Source organism: gamma proteobacterium symbiont of Scutellera amethystina, from assembly GCF_059730845.1.
The window spans coordinates 347,849-360,698 of sequence record NZ_AP035936.1 but is presented as its reverse complement, the minus strand read 5'-3'; the positions used below and the strand labels follow the sequence as shown (position 1 = coordinate 360,698).

The 12,850-nt window shown below is 54.3% G+C and carries 13 protein-coding genes; 4 read left to right on the top strand and 9 right to left on the bottom strand.

All coding sequences use genetic code 11. The annotated features are described in order from the left end of the window. Positions 1–86: 86 nt before the first annotated feature. A complete protein-coding gene (locus AC6I79_RS21685; protein ID WP_264443851.1) occupies positions 87–983 on the bottom strand; it encodes an SDR family oxidoreductase in 897 nt (298 codons plus the stop codon). A gap of 99 nt (positions 984–1,082) precedes the next feature. On the opposite strand from AC6I79_RS21685, the gene AC6I79_RS21680 reads away from it, so the two are divergent. Beyond that, a complete protein-coding gene (locus tag AC6I79_RS21680; protein WP_021509391.1) occupies positions 1,083–1,922 on the top strand; it encodes a helix-turn-helix transcriptional regulator in 840 nt (279 codons plus the stop codon). Between the two features lie 188 nt (positions 1,923–2,110). On the opposite strand, the gene uraH is transcribed toward AC6I79_RS21680, so the two are convergent. Beyond that, entirely contained in the window at positions 2,111–2,524 is a 414-nt protein-coding gene (gene uraH / locus AC6I79_RS21675; RefSeq protein WP_125310926.1) for a hydroxyisourate hydrolase, read from the bottom strand. A 129-nt stretch (positions 2,525–2,653) separates the two neighbouring features. Continuing rightward, positions 2,654–3,754 (bottom strand): NADH:flavin oxidoreductase/NADH oxidase, encoded by a 1,101-nt coding sequence (locus AC6I79_RS21670; protein WP_125310924.1) that lies wholly within the window; start codon positions 3,752–3,754, stop codon positions 2,654–2,656. Between the two features lie 327 nt (positions 3,755–4,081). Between AC6I79_RS21670 and AC6I79_RS21665 the strand changes: the two genes are divergently transcribed. After that, a complete protein-coding gene (locus AC6I79_RS21665) occupies positions 4,082–4,894 on the top strand; it encodes a DUF4225 domain-containing protein (protein WP_021509394.1) in 813 nt (270 codons plus the stop codon). Here AC6I79_RS21665 and AC6I79_RS21660 read toward each other — a convergent pair. From AC6I79_RS21660 to AC6I79_RS21645, 4 genes are all read right to left on the bottom strand, one after another. Continuing rightward, complete coding sequence (locus AC6I79_RS21660; protein ID WP_238562058.1) at positions 4,878–5,207, bottom strand: hypothetical protein; 330 nt, start codon at positions 5,205–5,207, stop codon at positions 4,878–4,880. The two genes, AC6I79_RS21665 and AC6I79_RS21660, sit on opposite strands and share 17 nt — an antisense overlap. A gap of 158 nt (positions 5,208–5,365) precedes the next feature. Further along, complete coding sequence (locus AC6I79_RS21655) at positions 5,366–5,626, bottom strand: hypothetical protein (RefSeq protein ID WP_104187340.1); 261 nt, start codon at positions 5,624–5,626, stop codon at positions 5,366–5,368. Between the two features lie 60 nt (positions 5,627–5,686). Further along, complete coding sequence (locus AC6I79_RS21650) at positions 5,687–6,601, bottom strand: SDR family oxidoreductase (RefSeq protein ID WP_275029258.1); 915 nt, start codon at positions 6,599–6,601, stop codon at positions 5,687–5,689. Between the two features lie 36 nt (positions 6,602–6,637). Then, positions 6,638–7,375, bottom strand: coding sequence for an SDR family oxidoreductase (locus tag AC6I79_RS21645; RefSeq protein ID WP_498027753.1), 738 nt, complete (start codon positions 7,373–7,375; stop codon positions 6,638–6,640). Between the two features lie 119 nt (positions 7,376–7,494). Here AC6I79_RS21645 and AC6I79_RS21640 point away from each other — a divergent pair, with 119 nt between their 5' ends. Then, entirely contained in the window at positions 7,495–8,409 is a 915-nt protein-coding gene (locus AC6I79_RS21640; protein ID WP_211724748.1) for a LysR family transcriptional regulator, read from the top strand. Positions 8,410–8,451: 42 nt separating this feature from the next. Here AC6I79_RS21640 and AC6I79_RS21635 read toward each other — a convergent pair whose 3' ends face one another. Then, complete coding sequence (locus tag AC6I79_RS21635) at positions 8,452–9,183, bottom strand: N-acyl amino acid synthase FeeM domain-containing protein (protein ID WP_498027752.1); 732 nt, start codon at positions 9,181–9,183, stop codon at positions 8,452–8,454. 607 nt (positions 9,184–9,790) lie between these two features. Between AC6I79_RS21635 and AC6I79_RS21630 the strand changes: the two genes are divergently transcribed. Beyond that, positions 9,791–11,344 carry a GGDEF domain-containing protein gene (locus AC6I79_RS21630; RefSeq protein WP_127834907.1) on the top strand — a complete coding sequence of 518 codons (1,554 nt, stop codon included), beginning with the start codon at positions 9,791–9,793 and terminating at the stop codon, positions 11,342–11,344. Here AC6I79_RS21630 and AC6I79_RS21625 read toward each other — a convergent pair. Further along, on the bottom strand, positions 11,341–12,840 hold the full coding sequence (locus AC6I79_RS21625) for a UbiD family decarboxylase (RefSeq protein ID WP_498027751.1): 1,500 nt from the start codon (positions 12,838–12,840) through the stop codon (positions 11,341–11,343). The genes AC6I79_RS21630 and AC6I79_RS21625 overlap by 4 nt on opposite strands. Positions 12,841–12,850: the final 10 nt, after the last annotated feature.

Sequence of the window (12,850 nt, the reverse complement as noted above, 5' to 3'; positions counted from 1 at the left end):
TTGTAGCGGCGCGATTTATCGCGCTAATCCATTCGCCGTACCGTTGTAAATTGCGCAATGAATTGCGCCGCTACCCGGCGCTGGGGCTACGACTGGGTTGAATAATTCACTCTGCTTAAATCAGCGATAAGACCCGGTCCTGTGGGCTGCCAGTTGAGCTGCTGACGCGTCCAGGCACCGCTGGCACGCAGATCCAGCCTGGCGAAAGCGGCGAACCAGCCGAAATGCTCCGCGGCCTGATCGGGTTTCAGCGAAACGGCAGGAATCCCCAGGCCTGCTGCCACGGTTTCAGCAATCAGCCGTGAGGCAATACTTTCCTCTGCTACCGCATGATACCGTTTGCCGCGTTCGCCTTGCTCAAGCACTTTTACGTACAGCCCGGCCACGTCATCAACGTGTGCCGCACACCAGGCGTTTTCACCTCCACCGATGTAAGCTGCCGCGCCTTTCTCCCTGGCAAGAGCGATGTAATAGCTGATTAATCCCTGACGTTCGCTGTTGTGAACCTGAGGTAAACGCACCACACGAAGATCGATCCCCGATTCAAGGAGCTTATTGCCTTCCAGCTCCGAGGCGACGCGTGGGTTAGGGTGTGCCGGGTTGAAATTCTGCTCAAGAGCGGGCTGGCCGCTGCCGTCATCACCCATTCCGGTACCAGAAGTGATGAGCAGCGGACGCTTACTGCCCTGCAACACAGAGCCAATCGCGCGAATAACGCGGCGGTCTTTTTCGCAATTGTCGACAAAACGGCTGAAATCATGATCGAAAGCGGTGTGAATCACCGCATCACATTGGTCAATGCCGGCAATCCACGCCTGGGGATCTTCCAGCGTACCGCGCTGGGCTGTGGCGCCCTTATCGTTTAACTGCTGAGCTGCTTCTTCTGAACGTACAAGACCGGTCACCTGATGGCCGCGAGCCAGCAGGTCCGATACAACGCGTGAGCCGATAAAGCCCGTCGCTCCCGTTACAAAAATACGCATAGCCTGTCTCCTGAGTGATTTAGTGCGACAGCGTAAGCGCGGATCTTTTACTATTAAAGTAGTGAGGTTATCAGGGTATAAACATTAACAGGGTGATTTATGACGCTGCTTTCTGAAAATCCGCTGGGTGAGTTTTTAAGGGCACGCCGTCTGGCAATTGACCCGGCTTCGTTTGGTTTTTTGCCCGGCCGCCGCCGTACACCGGGCCTGCGTCGCGAAGAGGTTGCCCAGCTCGCGAATATCAGCCCGACCTGGTACACCTGGCTCGAGCAGGGCCGCGGGGGAGCGCCCTCGCGTGAGGTACTGAACCGCATTGCTGCCGGACTGCGGCTTACGTCTCCCGAGCGCGATCATCTGTTTATCCTCGCGTTTGGGCATCCGCCAGAAAACCGGGTAAGTCGGTCCGACAGCATAACCCCACGGCTGCAACGCGTACTGGAAAGCCTGACGATTCCGGCGATTATTAAAACCGCCACCTGGGATGTGGTGGCATGGAATCACCCGGCGACGGTTGTGCTGAAGGATTACGGGCAACTTCCGCCCGCGCGGCGCAATATTCTGCGCCTGCTGTTTACCGATCAGGAAGCGCGGGGGATGCAAGACGACTGGGAGGGCGTTGCCCGTCTCATCGTCAACGCCTTTCGGGCGGATGCCGCGCGCCTGGGGGCTTCAGAGGAAATTGATCGACTGGTTGAGGAGCTATCCGCTCAAAGTGCTGATTTCGCCCGCCTGTGGCGTAACAACGATGTGGCCGGGCATGGCGAAGGGTTTAAGGTGCTGCATCATCCGCAAATGGGGACGATTGCCCTGGAGTTCTCGACCTTTTCTGTTGAAGGCAGGCCGGATTTAACGATGATGCTCTTTAACCCGGCAACCGATGAAAGCAGAGCGAAAACAGAGCGCTGGATTTCACAGAACCCAGCTCAGCGCGAAAGCTGAGTCAGGCAGTTTTTAATGCGTCAGCCAGCACGCTATAGCAATCACACCAGTCGAAAAAAAACAGGCTTACCCTGTAATGGGCAGGAGAAACGAAATAGAGGTTCTCCTGCCTGATTCAATCGCTTAACGAGGCAACGGTTCAACAAAACGTACTGGTATAAATATACCGTTCGCAGCGCCTTTTTTGCTTAGTTGCCGCGATAGGTGGAGTAGCCGTACTGGCTGAGCAGCAGTGGAATATGGTAGTGCTGATCGGCATTATCCAGGTTGAACATCACCGGAATTTCCGGGAAGAAGGTCGGCTGACCGTTTTTTTTGTAATAGTCACCGGTTTTAAAAATTACGCGGTAAATCCCGGTCTGCGCCTTCTGGCCCGCCGGGTAAAGCGCCGGAATACGTCCCTGTTCGTTGGTGGTGCCCTGCGCCAGTTTCACCCACTTGTCGCCCTGTTGCTTATCCAGCTCGACCTCAATACCTGCGGTCGGCACGCCGGTTTGCAGATTCAGCACATGCACGCTCAGGGGATTTTTCATCTCAGCGGCCAGGCCGCTCACGCTGAAAGCACAGAGCGCGCCGCCCAGTAAATAATGCTGCAATTTCATCTCATCTTCCTTTTGGTTAATTGGCCGGGAAAGCATAAGACGAAAACAGTGCGGTCGCGCACAATGGGCTGAAATCTGTGAAATTTCCCAGAACAGAACCGGCAACCGGGCGGCTGCCGGTCAGGGGAACTACTGGTTGCTGATCAGGGTGCCTTTCAGGCCGTGCGGTTCGGAACGTAGATACTGTGGCGGCGCTTTGGCCTGCGCGCCCAGTTCGGCGGCGGCGTGCCATGGCCAGCGTGGGTCATACAGTACCGCGCGTGCCAGCGCGATCAAATCGGCATCCTGCTCCTGCAGCGCCTGCTCGGCCTGTTTCGGTTCGGTAATCAGCCCCACGCCAATCACCGGAATCGAGACCTGCTGGCGAATCTCGCGGGCGAACGGCAACTGATAACCAGGGCCCACGCTGATTTGCTGCTGCGGTGCCAGGCCCCCGCTGGAGACGTGAATGTAGGCGCAGCCTGCGGCTTCGAGCTGCTGGCTGAAAACAATCGATTGCTGATTATCCCAGCCGCCCTCGATCCAGTCGGTGGCGGAAAGCCGCACGCCAACCGGGATTTCCGCCGGCAGCGCAGCGCGCAGCGCCTTAAATACCTCAAGCGGGAAACGCAGTCGGTTCTCTAATGAGCCGCCGTATTCATCGTCACGCTGGTTGCTGAGCGGCGACAGAAACTGGTGCAGCAAATAGCCGTGCGCAGCATGCAGTTCGACCAGCTGAATGCCGATGCGTACCGCGCGCAGGGCGCTATCGACAAAGGCTTTTTTGAGCTGCGCCAGATCCTGTTTGCTCAGTGCGGCCGGCGGACGTTCATCCTTTTCAAACGGCTGCGCAGACGGCGCCACGGTTTGCCAGCCGCCGTGTTCCTCAGAGAGCTGCGCACCGCCTTGCCATGGCGCAGCACAGGACGCTTTGCGCCCGGCGTGACCCAACTGAATGCCAATCGGCAGGGTAGCGTAGCGCCGTACGTCCTGCAGCACGCTGGCCAGCGCGGCTTCTGTCGCGTCGTCCCATAACCCCAGGTCGCCCGGCGTGATACGGCCAATGGCTTCCACTGCCGTCGCCTCGATAATCAGCAGTCCCGCGCCAGAGAGCGCCAGCTGGCCCAAATGAATGCGGTGCCAGGCCGTTGCCTGACCTTCTTCCGCTGAGTATTGGCACATCGGAGCAATCACAATACGATTTTCCAGCGACAACTCGCCAAGCTGCGTCGCGCTAAACAGTAAACTCATGCATACCTCATATCCGCACGTTAATGACTCCCTACAGCATAGGAGCTGCAGCCGGATTTGCAGCAATGCCAGATGTAAGCGGCAATGACACACATTAATTACAACATACTATTAGTGATTAATGTAATGGTGCCTGATTCGGCTAACGTGCCGGTAAGGCTGACTAGCGCCATTTATTCAAACCAGGGGCTGAGGCTCAACAGAATGCAAGCTAACGCTAAGGAATTCTGGACAGGCGTAAACCCAGCGGCCCAAAATAACTCCTCATGTTAAAGAGGGATTTGATTAAGTATTATCGAATTATTGGCTAATCAAAGGAACTGTGAAATGGATGAAGCACTACTCGCAATGATGCGTTCAAATGGGCGCAACAGGGCCTGGGCAGAATCGATGGTCAATCTTGAAGCCCGTAAGCTGATTGAAACGGCTAACCGTGAAGCCGGGTTTCACATCAGGGATGGACTTACGCGACTCCAGTTTGTGCAGGAAATAAGGGATGTGATTGAAGAGCAGTTCTCGATTGCCCGGCGCGCAAAGTCTGATGAAGAGTGCATGGCCTGCGTAAAAAATCTCAGGGCAGAGACCGAAAATCTTGCAGAGCAGGGGCAAATGCTGCGCAGGAATACTGCGAAACTTTACGCTAAAGTGGAGTTCGTCCGGGAAAATAACAAAATTGTCGGTTATGTGATTTCTGCTGTGAATGTAGTGCTTTCGGGCGCAGAAATAGCTTTAGGAACAACGCTACTGGCTAGCGCTAATCCATTGGGTGTGCTGGCTGGCGCAATACTCGTTGTGGATGGATTCAATGGCCTTAGTAAAGAATTTAGCCATCAGGTACTTCATGATTCTTCATCTGAAGGGTTCGCTGCCAATGCTGCTATGTCTACGGCTGAATTTATGGGTTTTAGTTCTAAAAGTGGATTAGGCGTATATAAATCAATCTCACTTATTGCTAACGCTTACAGCATCTTAGGCTTAATAAGAAAGCCTGGAGCATGGAGGCTATTTCGCTATATGCCCATCGATTATTACAGGAAAGTCAGTACGTTAAGTCGGCCAAAACTAACCATGAAAATTGTTGGATACGGCGTGAAGGCCAAAGTTATTTTTGATCTGATGACAATTACAGATCGCCCTTAATCCCGGAAGCATGTTTTTTATACCGCCAGGCTTTAAAAGCGAGTTTGGCGGGCGTCAAATACCAGATAAAAGGTAACCCTACAATTAACGCAAAAGCCAGAGAGAGAGTGTTATTTTTTGTAGATAAAACAGATGTAAAAATCAGGATTAAAAAAGCAATAATAGTTATCCACTTAGCTACATTGAATCGTTTTGCTAAATCCTGAACCACTTCATCAAGAGTTCCCCCGAAATTTTCCACATTGCTTTTAATTTTCTGGAGATCTTTATGACTGAAGCCGGACTCCAGCAGTGATTCTTCGCTAATTTTCATGGATTTCATCCTTAAAATTCACCATAACATCACCAGTGAGTTTACCCGAAAACAGGCGATAAATCGCCATCTGTGAATCATGTTTCGATGTTAGTTAATTTAACTTTGAAACAGCAGCTTACGTCATTCGTCTGACTTGCTGGTTACTTGTAATCGATTTACCAGAGAAACAGCACGAAACCGGCAGCGATGACCGGCGGCAGCAACACGAACGGCAGTACGGACAATTCTTCACTGAACGCATAGCCGGCTTTGTTAATACCTGTCCACATGTTGATGAATGCGATTACCACCCAGACGGCGATGAAACTTTTCGTGGTTAACTCACTGGGAAAGGGCCCTAAATGCCAGAGCCATCCAAAAGTCAGGAAGATGCCAAATAGCGCAAAGCCACAGATAAGGATGACAACGGTGTGCATTTCCGGCGCTCCTGTTTATATGGTAAAGCGACCGGCGAGCGATCCCGCCAGTCACGACTGTTACCCTTCACACGACGGTGCTTTCGCTGGCGTCAGAAGGTCGGACAATCCAACCCGATGTAGCATTTCGGCGCGCAAACGGTCGATGACCGCAAAGCCGATATTCGCGCCGTCTTCGGACGGATCGTTATGCACACGAAATGGACGCGTACCAAACGGCATACCGACAACATCGGCAATCTGTGCTGCAACGCGCGCGGGATCGGCATCCTCCGGCACTATCCCCGCAAAGGCATTTTGCACAACATCGCCGAATCCGGCATAAGGACCTGCTTCATACTCCGCGACACGCCCGGTGTCGGCAGGACTTCCAGAATGGGCAAAATGGTTGGTCCCTTTGGTAAAGGCTCCCGGCACGATGATTGTCGTCTCAATGCCGAATCGGCTGAGCTCGCGCGCATACTGAACGGCAAGCGTATCCATCGCCGCTTTGGCGGCAAAATAAGGGGCCAGATAGGGCGGTGTGCCGCCGGTCACGCTGGAACTGGAAATCCAGACCAGCAGGCCTTCACGTCGGGAGCGCATATGCGGCAGTATGGCCCGGTTGACGCGCTGCGTTCCCAGTACGTTAACGTCATATTGCTGGGCGAACTGCTCTGGCGTGAAGGCTTCGGCCGGACCGAACATCATGTGGCCAGCATTGTGTACCACCACATCAAGCTTTCCGGCGTCGGATATTACCGTTTCAATGGCAGCATCAACCGATTTATCGCACTGAACATCAAGTTCCAGCGGCCGAAGGTCAATTCCTTCCCGCGTGGAAAGTTCGTTTAACTGGCGGACATTTGCGGCATTACGGCCCGCAATACCCCGCATTGATGCATAAACGGTATGACCAGCACGCGCCAGCGCTTCGGCGGTCAGGCGACCGAAGCCGCTTGAAGATCCGGTCACAAGGATAATCTTCTGAGACATAACAGTACTCCATTGACTCAATCTGCAGTTTGCGGCTCAGACCATTCCGCCATTGGCGCGCAGGATCTGTCCGTTCATCCAGCAGCCCTGTGGTCCGGCGAGGAAAGAAACGACATTAGCGATATCCTCAGGGGTGCCGAGGCGTTCCAGCGGATTCATTTTGGACATGCGCGCGATCAGTTCATCGCTTTTCCCATTGAGGAAGAGGTCGGTCGCAGTCGGACCGGGCGCGACGGCATTGACGGTGATGCTGCGTCCGCGCATCTCTTTGGACATGATGGTTGTCAGTGTTTCGACGGCCGCCTTGGTCGCGGCATAGACGCCATAATTCTCAAGCTTAAGCCCGACAACCGACGTGGAGAAGTTGATGATGCGCCCGCCAGAGCGCAGGCGGTTTGCCGCTTCGCGCAGGGTGTTAAACGTCCCCTTAAGATTGATGTCAATCTGCTTGCTAAAACTCTGATCGTCGGCGCTGGCCAGCGGAGACAACATCATTACGCCGGCATTATTGACGAGCACATCAATACCACCAAACGCAGATTCGGCTAAATCGAACATGCGTTTGACCTGGCTGGCATCAGCAACGTCCGCCTGCGCGGTGATGGCTCTGCCACCGGCGGCTTCGATCTCCTCAACCACGGCGGCAGCAGCCTCTGCGTTGCCGGCATAGTTCACCACGGTGGCAAAGCCGTCCGCAGCAAGCTGCCTGGCAATGGCGGCACCAATTCCGCGGGATGCACCGGTTACGATTGCAACTTTCTCTGAAACAGACATAGATATTCTCCCATTTTCGCGCGGTATCGCGCCTGAACATGGAGAAAATCTAGCACTGTATCCTTTCCGGATAATCAGTCATTATCTGGTATCAGAATCCGATAATGACGAACAATGCCATGGACAGAATTGATACGATGCGCGTTTTCACGCGTGTGGTAGCGCGCCGCAGCTTCACAAGGGCGGCGCAAGACCTCGGCCTGCCACGCTCGACCGTAACGGACGCGATTAAGCAACTTGAGTCGCGCCTGGGCATTAAGCTGCTGGAACGCACCACGCGTCACGTCAGCCCGACGCTGGACGGTGAAGCCTACTACAAGCGCTGCGTTTCTATACTGGACGATATCGAGGATGCCGAGGGGGCGTTTGCCGGCGCCCGACCGAAGGGATTGTTGCGTGTCGATGTTCATGGCACGCTGGCAAGACATTTTGTTCTGCCGCATCTTCCTTGTTTTCTCGAAGCTTATCCTGATATCGAAATCTATCTGAGCGAGGGTGACCGGCTGGTCGATCTGGTGCGTGAGGGAATTGATTGTGTCCTGCGTGTCGGAACGCCGCAGGACAGCGATATGATCGCACGGTGCGTCGCCACGCTGGAAGAGGTCACGGTCGCTTCGCCCGGTTACGTCTCCCGGTTCGGGCTTCCGTCGGATCCGGATGAACTGCATTCCGGCCACAGGATGATCGGATTTCGCACCACGGGCAGCAGCGGCATACTCCCTCTGGCATTCAGGGTGGACGGCAAGCGCATCACCACGACGATCAAAACTTCAATTACCGTCAATGCGGCTGATACCTTTGTATCCGTGGCGCGCATGGGACTCGGCATCATCCAGGTGCCGCGTTATCACGTGGAAGATGATCTGAAGACGGGAGCCCTCGTCGAATTGCTCAAAGCCTTTCCACCTGAACCGTCTCCCGTCTCTGTCCTGTATCCGCGCAACCGACAGCTATCACCCAGAGTCAGGGTCTTCATCGAATGGCTAAAAGATCTCTTCCTGCAGCACGACGTGGATAGCCATGCCGGCAAGTGATCTGTGTGAAAATCGAAAACGGTGCAGAGACGGCTGGCGCCGTCACAGATTACACAAATATTGATAGAGCTCCGCGTCCCGCTGATCCGGCGTAAAGCGCGGGCAGCTGTGGCACTGCTGGCTCAGCGTGCGGTAGTGCTGCAGTAAACCAAGTTCACGCAGCATGCGCAGCCAGCCCATCGGGCCATAACACTGCTGCTCATAAATTTTGTCGCGGATACTTTTCACATCCACGCGCAGCAGTGCGGCGTTAAGGTCACTGTAATCCGGGTGCTTTTTGGTGCCGCCGACCTGTTTGAACAGGAAATTGCGCTCGTAAAACGCAGCAACCTTCTCTTTAACCTGAATAAAGATGTCATCCACCTGTTCAATGAAAATGGTGTAGATCATGATTTTCAGGTACAGCATAAACACGATGTTTTCACTGTCTGCCTGATAGCGTACCGACAGCGTGCCAAGCTCTACCACTTTGCGCTTTTCCAGCTGCAGGGCGGCCATCTCTTCACGAAAAAGTTTGCTGCACGGCAGACAGTTATTGTGATTGGCGATGACGCTTAGCGTGCCGAGGATATCCTGGCCTTTGCGGGCGAGAAACAGCGTGCTTTCCGGATTCAGCAGCCCTTCGTTATAGAGAAAAATTGAGCGTTTTTCCTTAACGATTCCACTGCGCCGGTACTGTTCGTTGGTCACCTCCATCCCTTTAAGGAAGTCAATCAATCCGCTTGCCGGTGTAATGCTAATGCGCTGATCGATACCATTAAGTATCCTGCACATTCTGTGGGTTCTTTTTGTCAGTACGCCATCAGAGATAGCGCTGCTAATCACTGATTTCCTTGTTAAATGCACTGTAATCCTCAACCAGTCCACATTAAAGTTTCGCTAATATAATAAATATAATTTAATGATTGAATAAATTTTTGCTGCAAATTTAGATCGTCAGAAAAGCGTGGCGGCAGGGGATAAGGCGCGTTACAGGGGAGAAAATACCGGCGGTAACAACCGGAACGATAGCAGGGATAATGATTAGCGTGATTTAATATTCGTAGTTGAACAAACAGCATGGCGCTGGCTGATTTCAACGCCTCGTCGCGACAAAGGATTTTAACTGATCAATAAACGCTCTCAGCGAGGCCGACATATGGGGATTGTTAACGTAATAGAGATGAAGCCCTGAAAACACTGCAGACCACTCGCTCAGCACCTGCCTGAGTTCACCGCGTTCAATCCAGGGTTGTGCGAACTGATCGCTGGCGATTTATGCAGCATCCACTCGTCGTCCAGCGGCTATTGCCACGCATGACATCATTACCGCCTTTAATCCTGAAAATCCCGTCGCTGATTATGTGCTTAACTTAGCGTTGACACGGCAACAGGGTGAAACATGACGTTTAAAAGGAAAAATGAAGCGGCAATCATTTCAGGTTCCTCGCTGCTGCGCAGTATTTTGCTGTCCGGCGGATTGCTGATATGCGCGATCATTGCGCTCACCCTGTGGACGCTGCGCGAAGACTGGCACGGCGCGGTGCGCCAGACGGAAGAGATGGCGGTCAATCTTTCCCTGTCACAGTCACGTCAGGCGGAAGATACCGTGCTCCAGACCGAACTGGCCCTGCGTGAAGTGCAGCGCGACCTGCAGGCGCAGCCGCTGGAAAAACTCAACGCCGCCAATCTGAGCCAGATTATGCGCGATCTGCAAAGCCGTCTGCCGCAGCTGCATGGGCTGTTTTACTATGATGAGCAGGGCCGCTGGATCGCCACCTCCACGCGCAGCGTGCCGGTGGGCACCAACAACTCTGACCGTGAATATTTCCGCTATCACCGCAACAATAGCCGTGACAGTTTGCACATCGGCCCGGTGATTCGCAGCCGCAGCACTGGCGATCTGGTTATTCCGGTTTCCCTGCGCGTCAGCGATGCCGCGCGTGATTTTAAAGGCATCCTGTTAGCCACCATTAAAGTGGATTATTTCCGCCGTTTTTACAGTTACTACGAACTGGGGCCGCGCGACGTGCTGGTACTGATGCTGGCAGACAGCACAGTGCTTTATGCCCGTCCGATGCCCGACAGCTATATCGGCAAGAGTCTCTCCGCCAGCCATCTGTTCCAGCAGATGCTGGTGAAAGCCGATCGCGGCAGCGGCGAGTGGAACGCGGCGCTGGATGGCCAGGTGCGCATCTTCGGCTTCGCCAGCTCAGAACGCTATCCGCTGGTCGTCGCGGCCGGTTACGACAAGCGCAATCTGTATCTGCGCTGGGTGAAAGGAAGACTGCAGGATATTTCCCTGAACGTGGCGCTGCTGGTCGCGATTATCCTGCTGGGACTGTTTGTCATTCGTCAGGCTCGGCATAGCCAGCATTATCAGGAAGCGCTGCTCAAATTAAAAAACGACCTCGCCGATGCCAATCACCATCTGGATCAACTGGCGTTTTTTGATGGGCTGACCGGTCTGGCTAACCGCAGACAGTTTGACCGCTTTTTGCAGAATGCTTTGCATCATCTGCGGGAAAAATCAGCACCTGTGTCGCTGATTTTGATGGATATTGACTACTTCAAACACTACAACGATCGCTACGGGCATGTGGCAGGCGATCACTGTTTACGCCAGGTGGCCGACGCGCTCAAACGCCTCAAGCTGCGGCAGAGCGACATGGTCGCGCGCTATGGCGGCGAAGAGTTTGCCATCATCCTCGCTGGTGCCGATCAGCATGCAGCGCTGAATATTGCGCGTCAGGCAGTACAGGCAATTGCTGACCTGCATCTGCCTCACGCCGCTTCCGCACTGCCCGATGCGCAGGTGACGCTCAGCGCAGGCTGTGCGACCACCTGGCATGACGATCAGGCCGGCAACCTGATCGAACATGCTGATGCGGCGTTGTACCAGGCCAAGCATAGCGGACGCAATCAGGCGCAGGCCTGGCGGGCGGTGAGTGATTAACGGTTAAAACCTGGAATGAAGCGTGAAACATCGACTTCCATAAACTGCGAGCGCTGGAAATTGTGTTTCAGGTCATACGGCACCGTACAGTCAAAAATGGTTTTACAGGTAATGCCATGGGCGCGAATCGAATTGCTGAAGGCCGGATCCTGTGAGGGATCGAGCGGATGACAGCGCACGCCGGGAATAAAGATGGTATCCGCGTCGCCCTGATAACGCGTGGTCATCGCCCAAATCACGTCATTTAAGTCGAACACATCAACATCTTCATCGACCAGGAACACGTGCTTCAGCTCTGAAAAGGCCGAGAAAGCCAGCAGGGCGGCCTGACGCTGGCGTCCCTCATCCTGCGGGCCGCGCTTATTGATTTGCAGCACCGCAACATATTTCCCGGTCCCCGGCGAAGGGCAATGCACATTCTTCACCAGACCGGGTAACGCACGCTCAACCATATCGAGAATGCTGGCTTCGGTCGGGATACCGGCCAGATTGGTGTGCTCGTCGCTCGGTCCGATGCAGGTTTGCAGGATGGGATTTTTGCGGTGCGTCACGGCTTTGACTTTAATCACCGGCACTGCCGCCTGCGCTTCACCGGTATAACCCGGGAATTCCGGCATCGCTTTGCCGCTATGGGTATGCTGATCTTCCTGTACGCGATAATCCGGCACCAGTTCACCCTCAATCACGATCTCTGCATGGGCAATGGCGCGGGCATCAACGGCGACACCCTTAACCAGCTCAACCGCCCGACCGCGCAAGCCCCCGGCTATCGCCAGCTCATCAAAACCGAGCGGTGTGGTCGGCGGCTCGAAACAGGCACCAATTTCGATGGCCGGATCGACGCCAATACTGATGGTAATCGGCAACGCTTTGCCCGCCTGCTCAGCCTTGATGCGGAACTGATCAAGATGGCGGCCCGGCACAAAGTACATCGAGATCTCATCTTTGCCCTGCACACACAAGCGGTGAATAGTGACGTCATGTTCGCCGGTTTCCGGATCGGCGGCATAACACATCCCCATGGTGAAATAGGGGCCGGCATCTTCAGGCGTGTTGGTTGGCGCGGGCAGCAGGCGGCGGATATCAAAACCGTCGTCCGTGGCGAGGTGCACCACTTCCTGACAAACCGCCTGCTGCTGGCTTATTTCCACCGGCGCAATGGCGTTGTGTACCGATGAACGCAACAGATGCGCCAGCTTTTCTTTCGGCACTCCTAGCAGGCGCGCCACGCGCTGCCGTGAAGCCAGCAAACCAATTAGTACGCGAAAGTTGTCGTAACCTTTGATGTGATTAAACACCATCGCCGGTCCGGTCTGCGTGGGACGCATCACGGTGCCGCCCGCGCCAACGTAACGATAGACACCGGACAGTTCCGCTTCGGGATTCACTGGTTCATCGGTCTCAATATACTCACCATCAAATTGTTTCAGCATTTCGATGGCAGAACGCAGATCGTAAACCTCACTGCTGTGTGAAGAGGGAGATGTGTTTGACATAGGCTGTTCC